Raw genomic sequence first — 16,670 nt, 5'->3', positions numbered from 1 at the left:
CGGGACTGGGGGCCAGTTGTATTGCAGAATTGCGACATGGAAGACAGCCGGCCCGCGTCCAAGCCGATCGAGGTTCACGAACGATCCGGCGTCATGGCCCCTTCTCTCCTTCGTCGCTTCGACGCAACCTGGCACGAACCGGCTGCAGAGGTTCGAGATGTCGTCGACGCATACTGGAGCGTGCAATGGGAATTGTCTGCAGGCGAAGCCATCGAGCAGCGAGTCCTCGAGTTTCCGGCTGTGACGGTCAGCGTGGAGACCGGTGCAGTGCCTGCGCCGTTCATGGTCACCAACGTTCAACGCAGAGCGTGGACCCGAACGATAGAAGGCCGAGGCTTCGTGTTTGCCGTCCGACTCCGTCCAGCCGGTTTGGCGGTGGTGTCCAACCTGGATCCGACGAAACTGTCTGCAGCACAACCGATCAGCAGAGAACTCGATGACCTTCTCTTCGGCGTGCTCGGTACCATCGCCGCGAAGGATTCGGCTGCCGAACATGCTCTGCGGGCAGATTCGGTGATCACCGAGATGCTGACGAAACGACCACCGACTGCCGAACACCTTCTCGCGAACGCCGTAATCGACACATTGGCACAGGGTGTCGGCAGCAAACCCGGGCAATCCGTGGCAGGAATGCTTGGGGTCAGTGAGCGCGCCGTGCAGAGGGCGCTGCGATCGACACTCGGGATGGGCCCGAAAGCAGTCGCCCGACGGGTTCGACTACAAGAAGTCTTGCAGCGCTTGTCGCTCCCGGCGGCCGACGCTGCCCACATTGCTGCTGATCTGGGTTACGTCGATCAAGCCCATCTGATCAACGATTTTCGTGGCGTCGCGGGAATTACGCCGGGCGCGTACCTTCGTGAACTCGCGGCGCTCCTCCGCGACTGAAGAGGTGGTGCCAACGCTCAGTCGGAATCGAACGGCGCGTCGGTGTCCATAGTCGAACGAACCTGGGTAGCGGAATACTCGCTGCATTGCGCGCATCGGGTGAGCAGATCATGTGTGCACGAGACGACGTGCTCGAGGAAGCGCTCGGCATCGTCCATTTGGGCTTGTTGCCGTCGTATTCGGGCCAGTTGTTCTTCGATGACTGCGGTTCGTTCGGGCTCGTCTCGATGAAGTATCAGGCGAATATCGGCCAAGCTGATTCCAACGTCTTGACAGGCTCGCAACACCCGCAGTCGTCGCACATGTTCTTCGCTGTAATCGCGGTGTCCCGACGGTAGACGCTCGGGCACAACAACACCCACGTCGTCCCAATGTCTCAGGACATGGGTCGGAACGTCGAGCTCCCGGGCAACCTCGCCGATCTTCACCCGCTGATATTCTCATGTTGACTTCAGGTCGACCTGAAGTTCTAGATTCATCGCCATGGTGACCGATGCCTTCGACCTACCGGAGCCCACCTACGTATCTGTCGGCGGCAGTACCGTCGCGACCTACGAGCTGACTCCGGAGACAGCGGAACCGTCCGCTGATGTGGTGTTCTGCCATGGAACGCCCTGGTCGGCTCAGGTATGGTCGAAGGTCGCTCGCCACCTCAGCGCTGGGCATCGCGTCTATCTGTGGGACATGCCCGGATACGGCCGCTCCGCACAGGGATCCGATGTGCGGACCGACCTGGCCACGCAGATGTCACGGTTCGCGATGTTGCTCGACCACTGGAAGTTGGAGCAGCCCTTCGTCGTCGCGCACGATATGGGCGGTGCCGTCGCGCTGGGAGCCCATCTGATGCACGGCCGCGACTACAGCAATCTGTTCTTGTGGGATGTGGTGACCCTGGACCCGTGGGGATCCGAATTCTTCCGACTCGTCGCGGACAACAGCGACGTCTTCGCTGCCTTGCCGGCTTCCCTACACAAGGCATTGGTTGCAGAATACATTGCGGGAGCGACATATCAGCGGCTGAACCCTGGCATCGTGGAGATGCTGATCGAGCCCTGGATATCTGACGAGGGTCAGCCTGCGTTCTACCGACAGATCGCCGAACTGCGGCCCGAGGACACACGACCTATCGTCGACGCACTTCCCCGAGTCCGCTGTGACACCTCCATCGGATGGGGCCGGCAGGACCCCTGGATTCCCATCGAACAGGCATACCGACTACGACAGTTGTTGCCGGGTCGATCGAAGGTGATCACTCTTCCGGGTGTGGGGCACCTGAGTCCGCTCGAAGCTCCCTCACTCGTCCAACAGGCCTTGGACGCATGGCTGGGGTGAGCGTTGTGAATACTGGGTCCGTGGTGCTGAGACGAATGGGGACGTCCCTTATCGGAGGCAGAGGGGCCCAGTGGGTCCGTGAGTTGAACGAGAGACACCCATGGAGTCACAACGACTACTTTCACAGTTGGATTCTGGCGAATCTGCCCCAGATGCGCGGCAGTGCGCTCGACTTCGGTTGTGGACGTGGCGGACTGGTGCGCGCCTTGTCACCCCATTTCGATCAGATCGCAGGGGCGGAGTCCGACGCGGAGATGCGCCGAATCGCAGCGATCACCTCTGGCGATGTGAACAATGTGTCGATCACGGATCGCCAACTCGGCTCCTGGGCAGACGGTTCTGTCGATCTTGTAACGATGGTGGCCGTCCTGCATCACCTCGATATCGACGATGCCTTGCGTCATGTCGAACGGATTCTTGCGCCGGGCGGTCGGCTACTCGTCGTCGGACTCGCGGTGCCGAGAAGTCCACGTGACATCCTCTGGGATTCGGTCTCCGTCGTCACCAATCCATTGATCGGATTTCTGCACCACCCGTGGCCGAGCCCGGTTGCAGCATCGCCGCCACCATTCCCGGTGAAGGACCCCGTGCTGAGCTTCGACGAGATCCGGGACATCGTCGACCAGCGGCTACCGGGTGCGATGATGCGACACCGCACAGGGTTTCGACACACACTCGAGTGGACGAAGCCGGGCGGGTAGTCATACCCACGGTGCTCGGCGTTCCCACCATGGCATCGTTCTGGACCGATCGATCTCTACGGTGACGTCGCGATACCGCTGATCCAATCGAGTTACGGCGACCCGTAATCGATGGGCACGACGCCCATCGCGCCCCATGAGTCTCTCCAATGCGTCCCGTGGCCCGTCGCCGAAAAAGTGGCCGTCGCACCCGGGACAACCGGTGAAGCCGGCCAACTTGGGTATTCGGTAGTCAGGCAGGAGCCTGGATTTTCCATTCACGCGCTTTTCAGCATATTCGACTCGCTGACGCCACTGCGCCAGATAGTGGAGGGCCCAACCATCGTTCCGCGCCTTGCGCGGCCTGTTGGGGTTCATCGGACGAACGGGGGCATTGCCCTCTCGTGCAGAATTGTCATCGAATGCGCCATGTCGGAGGCGGGGCCGGTGAGTGTTTCGGGCTGGTCGAGCGAACGATACCGCACCAGCGACACCTTCAGTAGTCGACGCAGTAAAGTAGGATTCGAATGTGGGATGTGCATACAGCGGGAGTGCTGCGGTTGCCGTCGGGCAGTCTCGTTCGTGGACGCGCCTTGCGCAATTCAATTCCTGATGGCCCACTGCCGGAATTCGGCGTCTACCTGCAAGGCAGAGATCCAGGCGACTTCGACTGGGACAGCCGGTGGGTTCGGTGGCCCGACTTCTGGCTGCCGTCCGACTCGGAAGAACTCCGGGTCGCACTGCGAGAGGTACTGCGTCGCTGCGTAACTGAGAGAGTCGAAATCGCGTGCACGGGTGGTGTGGGCCGAACGGGCACAGCGCTGGCGTGTCTTGCTGCGCTCGACGGTACGCCCGGCCGTGCGGCCGTCGACTACGTTCGGCGCAACTTCTCGCATGGGGCCATGGAAACGCCCTGGCAGAAGCGCTTCGCGAGGACGTTCGTGACACCGGACTCTCTGCTCTGAGCAGAATCTCCGACACCTCATGGAATCGAGGCCTAGGCTCCGATCATGGGCGAGGTCATACGAATCGATGAGCGTCGAGCAGCGCGAGCAGTGGAACCGTTGTGGCGTGAGGTGGTCGGCCGAAGGTTACGCGAACGCAGGCACGCCCGCGGCGACACTCTGGCCGAGACCGCTGCCCGCGCAGGCATTGCGCCGCAGTACTTGTCGGAGGTCGAACGTGGCCGCAAAGACCCGTCGAGCGAAATCCTTGCGGCCGTCGTCGGTGCCCTGGGCACGTCCATGGCGGACATCTCGCGCCTCGCGCATCACGACCTGTCGCGTGGCGATGCGACGTTGATGGCTGCCTGACGTCCTTCGAGAACCTGGTCGACGACGCCGTACTCGCGGGCAGCTGAGGCCGTCAACACCAGATCTCGGTCGGTGTCGTGTCGAAGTGTCGCCGCCTCGCGTCCAGTGTGTTTTGCGAGGATCGATTCCATCTCGGCCCGAACTCGGACCACCTCGTCTGCAGCCAGAATCAGGTCGGGGATAGTGCCACGTCCCTGCGCCGCGGGTTGATGCAACACCACCCGGCTGTGGGTCAGCGCCGAACGTCGCCCCGGTGCCCCGGCGGCGAGCAGTACTGCACCGGCTGCGACAGCTTGCCCCACACATGTTGTGGCAACCGGTGATCCGATGAACTGCATGGTGTCGTAGACGGCCAACATAGCGGCCGTATCGCCGCCCTCGCAGTTGATGTACATCGAGATTTCTTGATCGGGGGAGTCGGCCTCCAAATGCAGAAGCTGCGCGATCATCGCGTTCGCGACGCCTGCGTCGATCCCGGTGCCGAGGTAGACGATGCGCTCACTCAACAAGTGCGAATACACGTCGACGACGCGTTCTCCGCGCGAATCTCGTGTGATGACATTGGGAATCGTGTACGTGCTCATCGTGCCATCTCCATTCCGAAGGACACCCGTCGTGCAGGCATGACCTGGTCGAACGAGTCGACGATCGCATCGACGAACCCGTACGCACGCGCGGCCTCCGCGGTGAACCAGCGGTCGTGGAGGGAGTCGTCGAATATTTGCTCGCGTGTCTGCCCGGTGTCGTCGGCGATCAAGCCGAGCACCGTATCTCGGGTATGACGAAGATCGTTGGCCTGCACCTCCACTTCGACGGCCGACCCTCCGATGCCCGCCGAGCCCTGGTGCATGAGGATCCGTGAGTGCGGCAGGGCGTACCGCTTTCCTCGCGTGCCCGAGGACAACAGGAATTGACCAGCACTGCAGGCCAATCCGAGCGCAAGGGTCGAGACATCGCAGGGGACGAGGTGCATCACGTCGCGGATGGCGAGCATCGCGGGAACCGATCCGCCCGGGGAGTGGATCCACAGGGCGATGTCCGCCGAGGAATTCTCGGCGGCCAACGTCAGCAGATGAGTGGTGAGAACCGTGCCGTTGTCGTCGTCGAGGGGGCCGTCGAGCACCAGGACTCGGTGCCGTAGGAGTTGGTTGCGGAGTTCGGGTGGGAACATTCGAGGCGATTCGCTCATGAGTCGAGTGTGAATCCGAATTCGGTTGCGCACCAGTGATGCTGCTGTGGGCAGCGACGCTGCTCACAGCTGCGTCGGCCGCCGAGGGACAATGGTGAGATGACTGCACTCGAGTTTTCCGAATCCATTGTCGTCGCTGCGCCGGTCGAGAAGGTGTACGCCGTCGTCTCCGATGTCACCCGAACGGGCGAGTGGAGCCCGATCTGCCAGGAATGCTGGTGGAACGAGCCCGACGGCGGTGGCGTCGGATCGACGTTCACCGGACGCAACGTTGTGCCGGGCCGCACGTGGGAGACGGTCTCGACAGTGGCAGCAGCCGAGCCTGGTAGCGAATTCGCCTGGGTGGTGGGCGACAACTTCGTCGGCTGGGGCTACACCCTCGAGTCGGTGGACGGTGGCACACGCCTGACCGAGAACTGGAACTTCCTGCCCGACGGAATCGCGATGTTCAACAGTAAATTCGGAGACGACGCGCAACAGGAAATCGACACCCGTAGCCAAGCGGCACTCGACGGCATCCCGCGCACCCTGGCGGCGATCAAGCGAATCGTGGAAGCCGAAGCTTGAGTGCAGTGGTTCAGGTGCGCTGACTGCCCACTATTCGACTCCCGTGGCGGGATTCCGTCTCTCGACGCAAATTGTGGACACTCAGAGCACCACCGACGGTTAGCGTGATCGCATGGCAGCAACGGTTCTGCGGGTATCCACGGTCCTCGAATCACGGGGCCCTGCGGCAGCGATTGTGCTCACGGACGAGCAGGTCGCGTCGCTCGGTTCCACCAAAACTCCGCCGGTCCGGTTCACGATCGGTGGACAAACCGTGCGCGGCCGTATCGGGCGCATGGGCGGCGAGAACCTGCTCGGGCTCAACAAGAGCGTGCGCGCCACCTTGGGCGTCGAGGCCGGCGACACCGTCGACGTGACCATCGAGTTGGACGACCAACCGCAGGTGATCGAGGTGCCGCCGGCGTTGGCGGCAGCTCTGGACGCGGATCCCGCTGTGCGCGCTGCGTTCGATGCGCTGGCACCGTCGACGCGTAAAGAGCATGCCCGCTCCGTCGCCGATGCGAAGCGGGACGACACCCGCCAGCGGCGAATCGCGGCCATCGTGGAGGCCCTCCGGCCCTGAGTCCGAGTGCTGCGATCGCGGCACAGGCTGCAATAGAGCCCGTAGTGACACCACTGGGGCTTGACGTGACACCACCGTGGTGTCATTGTTGACCCATGGAACTTGGGCAGTACGTCACCGATCTCCAACGTCGACTGGTCGAATCGGCAGCGACCGGAGACGAGAACACTCGTGCCGCTGCCGAACGACTCGTCGACGGCATGGATGCGGCGACGCGTCTGGTGATGCTCGACGTGCTGTCGGCCGCGGTCGGAGACATCAACCGCGACCTTGCCCCCGGTTCCGTGGACATCAGGCTGCGTGGACGTGAGATCGAATTCGTCGTGGCGGCACCTGTGGCGGAACCAGGAGATGACGAGCACGCATCTCCCGCAATCGAACTCGACGACACCAGCACGTCTCGCACGACGCTACGACTGCCGGACGCACTCAAGTCGCGGGTGGACGAGGCTGCGGTGTCGGACGGGATGTCGGTGAACACCTGGTTGGTGCGAGCCGTCGCCGCTGCTCTTCAACCCAAACAACGGCGCGCTGCGCAACGCACGGTGCGTACTGGCGACAACTTCGCCGGTTGGGCGCGCTGAGTTCCCGAACCACCACAGCTCCTCAGTAGCTCTGCACCCAGCAGGGTTTCACAACCATGCCCATAGGGAGGCATCGTCATGCCCGAATTCGCTACCCCGACGCCGATAGACCTGGCCATCGATCTGCAGGTCGGCAGCATCGAAGTTGTTGCGGCAGAACGCGTCGACACCGTCGTCACCGTCGGGCCAACCAACCCGTCCAAAGCCGTAGACCGCAGAGGTGCCGAGAATACCAAGGTTGAGTTCGACGGAGAACGGCTCACCGTCATCGGCCCCAAGTCGCGCATCAGCTTCTTCGGGCCGACCGAGTCAGTAGACGTGAAAGTCGAACTGCCGCAGGGATCTCGATTCACCGCGGAAATCGCAGCCGGAAGTCTTCGGACGTTGGGCGATCTCGGTGCCGTGCGTATAAAGAGTTCCACGGGCCCGGTGGAAGTGGATTCGGCAGAGGATCTGTGGGTGCGCGCCGGGCACGGTAATGCGACAGTCGCTACGGCGCTGGGCAATATCGACATCACTGCCGATCATGGACAGATCCGACTCGGCACGATTGTCGACGACGCGACCCTCAAGGCGTCGCACGGCTCGATCATGGTGCGGCAATCCGGCACCGACCTCGACGCCAAGCTCTCCTATGGTGATCTCGATATCGAGAAATCACTCGGCGCAGTCACTGCGAAAACTGCCTACGGCAGCATCACACTCCACGAAGTACGCACTGGGGCAGTCCAAGTCGAAACCGGATACGGGCAGATTACTGTCGGCGTTCAGCGAGGAGTGCCGGCGTGGCTGGACCTGTCGTCGAAGGACGGGCATGTTCGCAACGAACTCACCCCCGAGGGCGCACCCGACGACACAGAAGAAAGCGTGACGATTCGCGCTCGCACACGGTACGGCGACATTGCTATCCGGCACAGCTGAGAAGAACAGGCATCCCATGACTACATCTGCCATTCACGTCCGCGGACTGCGAAAGTCTTTCGGCAATAACCGTGTACTCGATGGCGTCGACCTCACAGTCGACACCGGCACTGTCACCGCACTGCTCGGATCCAACGGGGCAGGCAAGACCACCGCCGTTCACATCCTGTCGACTCTCGTTCGACCGGAGAGCGGTTCGGCGACAGTCGCAGGATGTGACGTCGTCACCGATCCCGCTGGTGTCCGCGCGGCGATCGGCCTCACCGGCCAGTTCTCGGCGGTCGATAACCTCTTGACCGGAGAGGAAAATCTGATGCTGATGGCGAGACTGCGTCATCTCGGACCGCGATCCAAGCCGCGGGTGGCGGAGTTGCTCGATCAATTCGACCTCGTCGGAGCCGCTCGAAAACCGTTGTCCACGTATTCGGGTGGTATGCGACGCCGGCTAGATCTCGCGATGAGTCTCGTCGCTCCACCACGCGTGATCTTTCTCGACGAGCCGACCACCGGTCTCGACCCACGAAGCCGACGCACCATGTGGGAGATCGTCCGATCCCTCGTGTTGGACGGCACCACGGTGCTGCTCACCACCCAATATCTCGACGAGGCAGACGAACTCGCAGATCGTGTCGCGGTACTCGACGGCGGCCGGATCGTCGCCGACGGTACCCCGGACGAGCTGAAGCGTCGTATACCCGGCGGCCACATCCAATTGTGCTTCGCCGATGTCGCAGCGCTCGACGACGCAACCCGCGCATTCGGTGATGCGGTGGTCGACGCTGACGGACTTGCGCTGTCGGTACCCACCGATGGGAGCGTCCGAACGCTGCAGGCGGTGCTGGACCGACTGGGTTCCGTAGGCGTCGAGGCCGAAGACCTGAGTATCCATACCCCCGACCTCGATGACGTGTTCATGGCTCTGACCGGCCGGGCCGACAGCAAGGAAGCATCATGACCACAACGATCACGTATACGTTCGGCGACTCGATCACGATGCTCCGCCGAAATCTGCTGCACATCGTGCGGTATCCGGGTCTGACGATGTTCGTCATCGGAGCACCCGTGGTGTTCCTGATGTTGTTCGTCTTCGTGTTCGGGGGAACGCTCGGCGCAGGGCTTCCCGGTGTGGATTCCGAGGGTGGACGCACTGCGTATCTGCCGTACGTGATGCCTGGCATCCTCGCCATGACGATCGCCGGCACAGCCGGGGGGACGTCGACCACCGTGGCGATGGACATGACCGAAGGCATCACAGCGCGGTTCCGGACGATGGCGATCTCGCGAGCTGCGGTTCTCGCAGGTCACGTGCTCGGCAATACGGTGCAGGCTGTTCTCGGAGTGGTGGTGGTGCTCGCAGTGGGATTCGCTGTTGGATTTCGACCGAATGCAGGTTTGCTGCAATGGATCTCGGCCGGCTTGATGGTGGCGCTCATTGCATTCGCAATCAGTTGGCTCGCGGTGGCGATGGGAATGGCGTCGAAATCGGTGGAAACCGCGAGCAATCTTCCGATGCTGTTGCTGCTGTTGCCGTTTCTCGGCAGTGGGTTCGTCCCGACCGACACGATGCCGTCGGGACTGCGATGGTTCGCCGAGTACCAACCGTTCACTCCGTTCGTCGAAACCCTGCGTGGACTGATGACGGGGGAGCCGCTGGGCACGAACCTGCCACTGGCACTTGCCTGGTGCGCGGTGATCACACTGGTGGGGTACGTCTGGGCGATGGCGATCTACGAGAAGAAGTCGGTTCGGTGAGAACTACTGGTCGTGCTTCGGTGCGATGGGGCGGCCTTCGCGGCGGGATTGAGCAAGAAACTTTGCAGATAGCGCGAACGTGTAAAAATCCGTGCTCTTTCTTTACATATCCCCTGCAGTGTGGCATTGTCCACGCATGATCGCGTGGCAGCCCGACTCTCCGTTCAACGAGCTTCCGGCACCCCCAGGCACCGACGTGTTGGAAACGCGCGCGGTATTGAAGGCTGCCATCGCGGCAAACACTGCGCTAGCAAAGCTCGACCAGGCAGTTGTATCGATACCGAACCCGACGGTGCTCATCAACTCCATTCCGTTGTTGGAAGCACAGGCGAGCTCCGAAATCGAAAACATCGTCACTACGACAGATGAGCTCTTCAGGCACCTCGACGACGACGCGGCAGCCGACCCGGCTACTCGCGAGACGCTTCGATACCGGACCGCGCTCAAAGTGGGCTTCGATCGAACAATCGAGCGCGGGTTGACGGCGGCCACGGCAATCGATGTCTGCAGCACGATCAAGGGGCGGGAGATGCAAGTTCGGGCCATGCCCGGTACGCGCATCGGCAACCCGGTTACGGGTGAGGTGACGTACAGCCCACCCGAAGGTCGTGACCTGATCGAGGCGAAACTCAGCGAGTGGGAACGCTTCGTACACGCAGACGACGGGATGGACCCGCTGGTGCGGATGGCCGTCGCGCACTACCAGTTCGAGGCGATCCATCCGTTCGCCGATGGCAACGGCCGAACCGGTCGAATCCTCAATGTGATGCTGCTGATCGAGGCGGGTCTCTTGAGAATGCCCGTGCTCTATCTCTCGCGATACATCATCGACACCAAGAACGACTACTACCGCTTGCTACTGGCTGTGACGTCGCAAGCGGCGTGGGAGCCGTGGGTGCTGTATGTCCTCGCCGGCATCGAACGGACGTCGAACGACACGCTCAGCAAGATCGAAGCGATCCGTGCGCTTCAGGACGACTTCGGCATGCGAGCCCGTGCAGTCACCAAAGGAGGGGCTGATTCCGAGTTTCAGTCGGTGCTGTTCGAGCAGCCCTACTGTCGAATCAAGACCGTCGTCTCTCGATGCGGGGTTTCGCGGCCGACAGCAACTGGCTGGTTGAACGCACTGGTAGAAGCTGGCCTGCTGCAGGAGAGCAAAGTTGGGCGGGATCGCCTGTTCATCAACCGAGAGTTTCTTCGACTGCTGGTCAGGACAGAAGGCTCCGCAGGCCAGATCTGAGTGGCAAGAATGTGGTCTCTCGACAATCGATTCGACCTGTTCGGCGGTCGGAGTGTGCAAGACGGATCGACGAGATTCTTGCGTCGTACCGGTCTCGATCGCCCAGCCGCCCGCGATCTCGACCGGTGCCGGCGTGAGACGCGAGTGCGCCCAACCTCGAACCCAGCCCTCGACGTAATCGGACTGCCTCATACGACCGCCGCCGCATGCGTGCTCGACCCGACGGCCGCCGTCGGACCGATTCCCGAGGATAATCGAGCAAGGATGTCGACCGCCGAGCTGATTTCGGGCAGTGAACGGGTGAAGGGAATGCGCTGATGATCGTCGAACGCGTATCCCGTGCCGAAACGGAGTCCGGGTGCCAGCAGCAGGCCGTGAGAGTGGGCTTCGGCGACCAGCGCACTGGATCGGATGCCGTCGGGTAGGGAACACCACAAGGCCAGGCCTCCATCCGGAACGCGAAACTGCCAGTCCAGCAACCGGTCTCGCATCAGAGCAACGGTGTGATCACGTGCGATTCTTGAGGTGTCGGCGCGCACCCGGCGTACCTCGTCGTACTTGCCCATCAACTCGACCGCAGCGAGTTGATCGAAAATGGAGGCCGAAAGTTGGCGTCGCGCATAGGTTGCGGTGACTCTCGCCAGTAGGCCTGCTTCTGCACGCACCCAGCCGACTCGCAGGCCACCCCACACCGTCTTGCTGATCGACCCGATCGTCACTGTCGCGATGTCCGGGGTCGCCGCTCCGAAGGGTTCGATGTCGGGTGAGTCGTCCAGCGAAAGATCGGCCGCTACCTCGTCGACGATGGTCAGTACCGCGTGTCGGTGCATGGTCGCGGACAGTTGGCGTCGGGTCCGGAGAGGGAGCCGGGCACCGGAGGGATTGGAGAAGTCCGGCATGAAATACGCCAACGTCGGGGCGCTCTGACGCGCGGCCCTGTCTGCCGACGCCACGAACTCGTCGGTGTTCTCAGGATCGATCGGCACCGGGATGCAACGACCGCCGAACGAGTGAACGAGTTCGACGACAACCGGATACGTCGGGTGCTCGATCAATACCCGGGCACCCGGCTCGGTGAACGTCGCCAACACCGCGTGGATGGCGTCGGTGGCCCCCGAGGTGACGAGAATATTGTCGGCCGTTGTCGGTACTCCGCGCCCTCGGTAATACGCGGCAACGGATTCTCGGAGCTCGGGCAGACCCGACGGAGCGTAGCCGCCCGATGCGAATCGGCCCGTAATCTTCTCGGCCGCAACGCTGTATGCGTCGGCAAGCAAGGGCGAGGCCGACGGTGATGCGTTGACGAATCCCAGATCTGCAGTCTCGCGATCGCCGCCGAGGGTTCCCCACGACGGCAGCGAACTCGTCGGGGAAACATATGTGCCAGAGCCGCGTTGAGCGCTGATCCAGCCACCCTCACGGAGATGGCGATACGCCGACGCGACCGTGACCCGGCTGACGTCGAGACTGATCGACAGGGCCCGCTCGGCGGGCAACCGCGTCTCAGCCGTCACCTCACCGTTCTCGATCAACCGCCGGAGCTCGTCGGCGATGCCGAGGTAGAGCGGACCACCGGATCTGTTCCGCAGCGTCGAGGGGTCGATACGTGCTGCCAGCTCCGGGGCCGAGATCGCGGTGGCGTCGAACGAGTCCATGCAGTCCACTGTTGCACACTGGACTGCACTATTCATCCCTAAAGCAGTCCATTGTGGTCACATGATCGCAATTGGAGCTGTATTGGCCTTGTCAGTGCTCGGAGCGGGATGGACTGTGGTCGCATTGCGCGACGGTGGGAGAAGTGCGCCCACCGGCCCTCCGCGCAGTCGGGTGCAGGCGGACTGATTCGGCCGTGCCTCACCAAACGCGCGCGCGTTCATCAGACGCGTTCGGGTTCGCTACCGTTCACGGCACTATTTCGCTCGCACCTGGCAAACGCGGTCGCGTTTGCGAGATCAGCGGGGCCCGGCAGCGCAAGCGAGAGCAGCGGGCCCGGCAGCGCACGCGAGATCAGCGGGCGCGGCAGCGAAAGCGAGATCAACGGGCGCGGGTGGGCAACAGGAGAGTCAGGGCGAACTATGAGTGCCGAGGTCAGCTGTCGGCGGTGATGGAATCGACGAACGGAGTCAGCAGAAGCGCGAAATCATCTGCAGCAGCTGCAATATCGTGCGGGGGCTCGGGGATGTAGCTCAGTGCCAGACGCACGATCGCCTTGCTGACCACGTCGGCCTGACGTGGGCTCGCACCTACCCACCCACGCTGAAAGGTATTCGCGAGTCGGTCTCCCGCGCGCTCGATCAGTACGGCACTGTCGGTGGTGATCAGGCGGAGCAGATCCTCGGGGGCGTCGCCACCGTGCAGTGATCGCACAAGGGGATCCAGCGCACTCAGCTGGAAGAACGACGAGAAACCCTGGCGCAGGGCAGCGCCGGCATCGTCGGGATGCTCGTACAGCGCCGTTTCGCACATCGCGACGAACAGGTCCGTCAATCTGATGGCGTAACCCTGTGCGACGCCACGCCGCGAACCGAATTCGTTGTACAGGCTCTGTCTGCTCAAGCCGGCAGCCTTGGCGATGTGACTCATCGTCACGTTCCGCCAGTTGCGCTCGTGCAACAACTCGCGCAGCGCATCGAGCGCTGTGTCGCGCGCAAGAGTGGACGCTGCTTCACGGTATCGACCGGGGGTCGACGTCTGTTCGGCTGCGGGCATGAGCACGACTCTATCGAACGACCGCATGCGGCTGATCCAGCCAATCTTCCCCGAGGAGATTTCGATCGATGGGGTCTGCGCGCGCAATGAGGGAGCGGATCTGCCGGATGTCCTTGGGGTACCCCACCCCGATGGCCCCGACGAGCGCCTCGCCGCGCAGTGCACAGGCGGTGAATCGGCGGTCCTCGATCGAGCCGCGAACCACCACGTACTCGTCGTCCGCCCTGGTCCACCCCGCGAATTGCAGGTTGACGCCGTGCTGAGTGGACCAGCCCCACGGAACGTCGAGATCGCCGACGTCGAGGCCGAGGATGGACCGAGCGGCGCGGGTCGCTTGATCGACGGCCCCGTTCCAGTGCTCACTCCGATAGGTACCGCCGAGGATCGAGTTGGGAACTTCGGCGACGTCACCCGCGGCGTAGATACCGGCCGCCGATGTCCGCATCTCGGCGTCCACCAGGATTCCCGACGCGGTCTCGAGGCCCATGTCCGCCCCGAGCTCGACGTTGGCGACCGAGCCGACAGACACCAGCACGGTGCCGGCAGACCACGAGCGTCCGTCCTGAGCAGTGGCCAGGAGCGTGCCGTCGGGCAGCTTCTCCAGGCCGGTCACGCAGACGTCGGTGTGCATCTCGATACCGTTGTCGGCGTGCAGGTCTCGATACATCTGCGAGATCGAAGCCGGTGCGATCCGGTTCAGCGGGGCCGGTGCTGCCTCCAACACCGTGACCTCGGCACCGAGTGACCGGGCCGCCGCGGCCGCCTCGCACCCGATCAGGCCACCACCGATCACCAGCAACGATCCTGTTCGGAGGATGTCTGCGTGCAGCGGGGCGACGTCGGCAGCGCTGCGAAGGGTGAACACGTGAGCCGAGCCGGGCAGGTCGAGTTGCCGCGCCCGAGAACCCGTTGCCAGCAACACGGTGTCGTAGGGGACCGAGTCGCCATCGTCGAGTTGCACGGCCGAATCGGTGATCGCGGTCGCCGTGACGCCGGTGCGAACGTCGACACCGTCGATGGCTGCGCCCAGTAGAACCTGATCGACCGCCTTGGTGCCCAGCAGCAACTCCTTGGAGACCGCGGGACGACGATAGGTGGCCTCCTGTTCGCTACCGATCAGCGTGATGGACCCGGTGAAGCCCTCGGCGCGTAGCACTTTGGCGGCGGTGTATCCGGTGGCACCGGTGCCGACGATCACGACGTTGCCGGGTTGCCGAGCGATCACCCGCGTTCGACCTCGACCATCTCGAAATCGGCCTTGGCTGCACCACAATCGGGGCACGACCAGTCGTCGGGAATATCGTCCCAGCGCGTGCCCGGTTCGATGCCGTCCTCGGGCCAGCCCAGTTCCTCGTCGTACTCGAACCCACACTGAACGCAGCGGTACAGCTTCATGCTTTACTCCTGAAGTCGATTTTTTCGCGGACACCGCAGTCGGGGCACGGCCAGTCGTCCGGTACGTCGGACCATGCAGTGCCGGCCGGAAAGCCCTCGCGCGGTGCGCCGTTGGACTCGTCGTATACGAACTCGCACACCGGGCACTCGTAGGCGGCCATCACTTCGCTCCGTAGGTGGCGAGGATCTTCTCCCGCTTGGACGGCTGAATGTTGACGCGAGTGATGTCACCGTCGTAGTGATCGAGAACGCGGTGGTCCATCACCTTGCGCCACACGGGCGGGAAGTAGGCCAGCGAGATCATGCTCGCGTACCCGCTCGGCAGGTTGGGCGCTCCGTCCATGCTGCGCAGAGTCTGGTAACGCCGCGTGGGGTTGGCATGGTGATCACTGTGGCGCTGAAGGTGATACAGGAAGATGTTGGTCACGATGTGATCGGAGTTCCAGCTGTGCTCGGGGGTGCATCGCTCGTAACGACCGTTGTCCTTCTTCTGACGCTGCAAACCGTAGTGCTCGAGGTAGTTGACCGTCTCGAGCAGTGAGAAGCCGTAAATGGCCTGAATGACCAAGAACGGCAGCACGATCGGGCCGAACACGGCGACGAGGACCGCGTAGAGGACGACGGACATCAGCCATGCGTTGAGCACATCGTTGTGAATGCTCCACGTGCTCTTGCCCAGACGCTCCATTCGAGTCTTCTCGAGCTCCCAGGACGACTTCAGACTGCCCCATACGCTGCGTGGCAAGAACGCCCAGAAGCTCTCTCCGAACTTGGAGCTCGCCGGATCCTCGGGAGTGGCGACGCGAACATGGTGGCCGCGATTGTGTTCGATGTAGAAGTGGCCGTAGAACGTCTGTGCCAGAGTGATTTTCGACAGCCAACGCTCGAGCTCGTCCTTCTTGTGCCCGAGTTCGTGAGCGGTGTTGATGCCGACGCCGCCCATGACGCCGATGCTGATGGCCAGGCCGATCTTCGAGACCAGACCCAAGCCGCCGTCGATACCGAGCCACGACAGGTTGTCGGTGGACCAGAGGTAGCAGGCGAACACCAGGCTCGCGAGCTGGAACGGAATGTAGGCGTACGTGCAGTAGCGGTAGTACTTGTCTTCCTCGAGCGCCTTCATCACCTCGTCGGGCGGGTTGTCACCGTCGGGGCCGAAGAACCGGTCGAGGATCGGGAGCAAGCCGTAGACGAGCAGCGCGCCGATCCACCACCACACCGGGGCCACAGCATTCCAGCCGAGCTGGTTGAAGGCCCACACCAGACCGGTGGCCAGGAACACCGCCGTGGGCGGAATCAGGCCCATGAGCCAAAGATGTCGCTTGCGGTCGTGCCACTCGTCGACCGGCGCCTGTGCCTGATCGTCGATGTTCGATGCGGTCATCGTCACTCCTCGTGTAAGTCCGATCACTGTGGATTGGACAATACACCGAATTTGTCAGCTCGATGTACAAATCTAGAAATTTGTACACGCATCACCGCGGAGGTGGGTGTCATCACTCCGTCGCTTTCCGGGCAGATTCAGCTGCTACCTTGCGTCT

At 62.7% G+C, this 16,670-nt stretch carries 21 protein-coding genes; 12 read left to right on the top strand and 9 right to left on the bottom strand.

Translation table 11 applies throughout. The features are described from left to right. Positions 1 to 36 precede the first annotated feature (36 nt). Positions 37 to 885, top strand: a complete 849-nt coding sequence (locus tag ASG84_RS21410; RefSeq protein ID WP_057478989.1) for a helix-turn-helix transcriptional regulator — start codon at positions 37 to 39, stop codon at positions 883 to 885. Positions 886 to 902: 17 nt separating this feature from the next. Here the strand turns inward: ASG84_RS21410 and ASG84_RS21405 are convergent, their stop codons facing one another. Beyond that, the gene (locus ASG84_RS21405; RefSeq protein ID WP_057478988.1) at positions 903 to 1,313 is read right to left on the bottom strand and encodes a MerR family transcriptional regulator; all 411 of its coding nucleotides are present in this window, start codon (positions 1,311 to 1,313) and stop codon (positions 903 to 905) included. Positions 1,314 to 1,368: 55 nt separating this feature from the next. On the opposite strand from ASG84_RS21405, the gene ASG84_RS21400 reads away from it, so the two are divergent. From ASG84_RS21400 to ASG84_RS21385, 4 genes are all read left to right on the top strand, one after another. Then, positions 1,369 to 2,217, top strand: a complete 849-nt coding sequence (locus ASG84_RS21400; RefSeq protein WP_057478987.1) for an alpha/beta fold hydrolase — start codon at positions 1,369 to 1,371, stop codon at positions 2,215 to 2,217. Between the two features lie 83 nt (positions 2,218 to 2,300). Continuing rightward, positions 2,301 to 2,918, top strand: coding sequence for a class I SAM-dependent methyltransferase (locus tag ASG84_RS21395; protein WP_235581773.1), 618 nt, complete (start codon positions 2,301 to 2,303; stop codon positions 2,916 to 2,918). A gap of 506 nt (positions 2,919 to 3,424) precedes the next feature. Beyond that, on the top strand, positions 3,425 to 3,862 hold the full coding sequence (locus ASG84_RS21390; RefSeq protein WP_057478986.1) for a protein-tyrosine phosphatase family protein: 438 nt from the start codon (positions 3,425 to 3,427) through the stop codon (positions 3,860 to 3,862). A 45-nt stretch (positions 3,863 to 3,907) separates the two neighbouring features. Further along, the gene (locus ASG84_RS21385; protein ID WP_032376144.1) at positions 3,908 to 4,210 is read left to right on the top strand and encodes a helix-turn-helix domain-containing protein; all 303 of its coding nucleotides are present in this window, start codon (positions 3,908 to 3,910) and stop codon (positions 4,208 to 4,210) included. Here ASG84_RS21385 and ASG84_RS21380 read toward each other — a convergent pair. Further along, positions 4,168 to 4,794, bottom strand: a complete 627-nt coding sequence (locus ASG84_RS21380; RefSeq protein WP_057478985.1) for a ClpP family protease — start codon at positions 4,792 to 4,794, stop codon at positions 4,168 to 4,170. The two genes, ASG84_RS21385 and ASG84_RS21380, sit on opposite strands and share 43 nt — an antisense overlap. After that, positions 4,791 to 5,399, bottom strand: coding sequence for a ClpP family protease (locus ASG84_RS21375; protein ID WP_057478984.1), 609 nt, complete (start codon positions 5,397 to 5,399; stop codon positions 4,791 to 4,793). Before ASG84_RS21375 ends, ASG84_RS21380 begins: the two co-directional genes overlap by 4 nt. A 99-nt stretch (positions 5,400 to 5,498) precedes the next feature. Between ASG84_RS21375 and ASG84_RS21370 the strand changes: the two genes are divergently transcribed. The 7 genes from ASG84_RS21370 to ASG84_RS21340 all read left to right on the top strand — a co-directional run bounded on the left by ASG84_RS21370 (position 5,499) and on the right by ASG84_RS21340 (position 11,025). Further along, positions 5,499 to 5,966, top strand: coding sequence for an SRPBCC family protein (locus tag ASG84_RS21370; protein WP_057478983.1), 468 nt, complete (start codon positions 5,499 to 5,501; stop codon positions 5,964 to 5,966). Positions 5,967 to 6,078: 112 nt separating this feature from the next. Continuing rightward, positions 6,079 to 6,528 (top strand): YdeI/OmpD-associated family protein, encoded by a 450-nt coding sequence (locus tag ASG84_RS21365; RefSeq protein ID WP_057478982.1) that lies wholly within the window; start codon positions 6,079 to 6,081, stop codon positions 6,526 to 6,528. 95 nt (positions 6,529 to 6,623) lie between these two features. Beyond that, positions 6,624 to 7,112 carry a hypothetical protein gene (locus ASG84_RS21360; protein ID WP_057478981.1) on the top strand — a complete coding sequence of 163 codons (489 nt, stop codon included), beginning with the start codon at positions 6,624 to 6,626 and terminating at the stop codon, positions 7,110 to 7,112. 78 nt (positions 7,113 to 7,190) lie between these two features. Further along, positions 7,191 to 8,033, top strand: a complete 843-nt coding sequence (locus tag ASG84_RS21355; RefSeq protein ID WP_057478980.1) for a DUF4097 family beta strand repeat-containing protein — start codon at positions 7,191 to 7,193, stop codon at positions 8,031 to 8,033. A gap of 16 nt (positions 8,034 to 8,049) precedes the next feature. Further along, positions 8,050 to 8,988, top strand: coding sequence for an ATP-binding cassette domain-containing protein (locus ASG84_RS21350; RefSeq protein WP_057478979.1), 939 nt, complete (start codon positions 8,050 to 8,052; stop codon positions 8,986 to 8,988). Next, positions 8,985 to 9,785 (top strand): ABC transporter permease, encoded by an 801-nt coding sequence (locus ASG84_RS21345; RefSeq protein WP_057478978.1) that lies wholly within the window; start codon positions 8,985 to 8,987, stop codon positions 9,783 to 9,785. The genes ASG84_RS21350 and ASG84_RS21345 overlap by 4 nt, the downstream gene beginning before the upstream one ends. Before the next feature lie 136 nt (positions 9,786 to 9,921). Continuing rightward, positions 9,922 to 11,025 carry a Fic family protein gene (locus ASG84_RS21340; protein ID WP_200936647.1) on the top strand — a complete coding sequence of 368 codons (1,104 nt, stop codon included), beginning with the start codon at positions 9,922 to 9,924 and terminating at the stop codon, positions 11,023 to 11,025. Positions 11,026 to 11,213: 188 nt separating this feature from the next. Here ASG84_RS21340 and yczR read toward each other — a convergent pair whose 3' ends face one another. The 6 genes from yczR to ASG84_RS21310 all read right to left on the bottom strand — a co-directional run bounded on the left by yczR (position 11,214) and on the right by ASG84_RS21310 (position 16,513). Beyond that, complete coding sequence (gene yczR, locus ASG84_RS21335; protein WP_057478977.1) at positions 11,214 to 12,680, bottom strand: aminotransferase-like domain-containing protein; 1,467 nt, start codon at positions 12,678 to 12,680, stop codon at positions 11,214 to 11,216. 433 nt (positions 12,681 to 13,113) lie between these two features. Beyond that, positions 13,114 to 13,734, bottom strand: coding sequence for a TetR/AcrR family transcriptional regulator (locus ASG84_RS21330; protein ID WP_057479080.1), 621 nt, complete (start codon positions 13,732 to 13,734; stop codon positions 13,114 to 13,116). 10 nt (positions 13,735 to 13,744) lie between these two features. Continuing rightward, entirely contained in the window at positions 13,745 to 14,959 is a 1,215-nt protein-coding gene (locus ASG84_RS21325; protein WP_235581772.1) for an NAD(P)/FAD-dependent oxidoreductase, read from the bottom strand. After that, positions 14,956 to 15,129 carry a rubredoxin gene (locus tag ASG84_RS21320; RefSeq protein WP_027495558.1) on the bottom strand — a complete coding sequence of 58 codons (174 nt, stop codon included), beginning with the start codon at positions 15,127 to 15,129 and terminating at the stop codon, positions 14,956 to 14,958. Before ASG84_RS21320 ends, ASG84_RS21325 begins: the two co-directional genes overlap by 4 nt. Next, positions 15,126 to 15,290: a rubredoxin gene (locus tag ASG84_RS21315; protein ID WP_057478976.1), complete on the bottom strand. Its 165-nt coding sequence runs from the start codon at positions 15,288 to 15,290 to the stop codon at positions 15,126 to 15,128. Before ASG84_RS21315 ends, ASG84_RS21320 begins: the two co-directional genes overlap by 4 nt. Further along, a complete protein-coding gene (locus ASG84_RS21310; RefSeq protein WP_057479078.1) occupies positions 15,290 to 16,513 on the bottom strand; it encodes an alkane 1-monooxygenase in 1,224 nt (407 codons plus the stop codon). The genes ASG84_RS21315 and ASG84_RS21310 overlap by 1 nt, the downstream gene beginning before the upstream one ends. Positions 16,514 to 16,670: the final 157 nt, after the last annotated feature.

Origin of the sequence: Rhodococcus sp. Leaf278 (genome assembly GCF_001426085.1) — a bacterium.
Classification (GTDB): Bacteria; Actinomycetota; Actinomycetes; order Mycobacteriales; family Mycobacteriaceae; genus Rhodococcoides.
This window is presented reverse-complemented; position numbering and strand designations above follow the sequence as displayed.

Excerpts from the sequence above, each read along its gene's own strand:
- ASG84_RS21410 (WP_057478989.1), top strand. The coding sequence starts at position 37 with ATGGAAGACAGCCGGCCCGCGTCCAAGCCGATCGAGGTTCACGAACGA.
- ASG84_RS21400 (WP_057478987.1), top strand. The coding sequence starts at position 1,369 with ATGGTGACCGATGCCTTCGACCTACCGGAGCCCACCTACGTATCTGTC.
- ASG84_RS21390 (WP_057478986.1), top strand. The coding sequence starts at position 3,425 with ATGTGGGATGTGCATACAGCGGGAGTGCTGCGGTTGCCGTCGGGCAGT.
- ASG84_RS21385 (WP_032376144.1), top strand. The coding sequence starts at position 3,908 with ATGGGCGAGGTCATACGAATCGATGAGCGTCGAGCAGCGCGAGCAGTG.
- ASG84_RS21380 (WP_057478985.1), bottom strand. The coding sequence starts at position 4,794 with ATGAGCACGTACACGATTCCCAATGTCATCACACGAGATTCGCGCGGA.
- ASG84_RS21375 (WP_057478984.1), bottom strand. The coding sequence starts at position 5,399 with ATGAGCGAATCGCCTCGAATGTTCCCACCCGAACTCCGCAACCAACTC.
- ASG84_RS21370 (WP_057478983.1), top strand. The coding sequence starts at position 5,499 with ATGACTGCACTCGAGTTTTCCGAATCCATTGTCGTCGCTGCGCCGGTC.
- ASG84_RS21365 (WP_057478982.1), top strand. The coding sequence starts at position 6,079 with ATGGCAGCAACGGTTCTGCGGGTATCCACGGTCCTCGAATCACGGGGC.
- ASG84_RS21360 (WP_057478981.1), top strand. The coding sequence starts at position 6,624 with ATGGAACTTGGGCAGTACGTCACCGATCTCCAACGTCGACTGGTCGAA.
- ASG84_RS21355 (WP_057478980.1), top strand. The coding sequence starts at position 7,191 with ATGCCCGAATTCGCTACCCCGACGCCGATAGACCTGGCCATCGATCTG.
- ASG84_RS21350 (WP_057478979.1), top strand. The coding sequence starts at position 8,050 with ATGACTACATCTGCCATTCACGTCCGCGGACTGCGAAAGTCTTTCGGC.
- ASG84_RS21345 (WP_057478978.1), top strand. The coding sequence starts at position 8,985 with ATGACCACAACGATCACGTATACGTTCGGCGACTCGATCACGATGCTC.
- ASG84_RS21340 (WP_200936647.1), top strand. The coding sequence starts at position 9,922 with ATGATCGCGTGGCAGCCCGACTCTCCGTTCAACGAGCTTCCGGCACCC.
- yczR (WP_057478977.1), bottom strand. The coding sequence starts at position 12,680 with ATGGACTCGTTCGACGCCACCGCGATCTCGGCCCCGGAGCTGGCAGCA.
- ASG84_RS21330 (WP_057479080.1), bottom strand. The coding sequence starts at position 13,734 with ATGCCCGCAGCCGAACAGACGTCGACCCCCGGTCGATACCGTGAAGCA.
- ASG84_RS21320 (WP_027495558.1), bottom strand. The coding sequence starts at position 15,129 with ATGAAGCTGTACCGCTGCGTTCAGTGTGGGTTCGAGTACGACGAGGAA.
- ASG84_RS21315 (WP_057478976.1), bottom strand. The coding sequence starts at position 15,290 with ATGGCCGCCTACGAGTGCCCGGTGTGCGAGTTCGTATACGACGAGTCC.
- ASG84_RS21310 (WP_057479078.1), bottom strand. The coding sequence starts at position 16,513 with ATGACCGCATCGAACATCGACGATCAGGCACAGGCGCCGGTCGACGAG.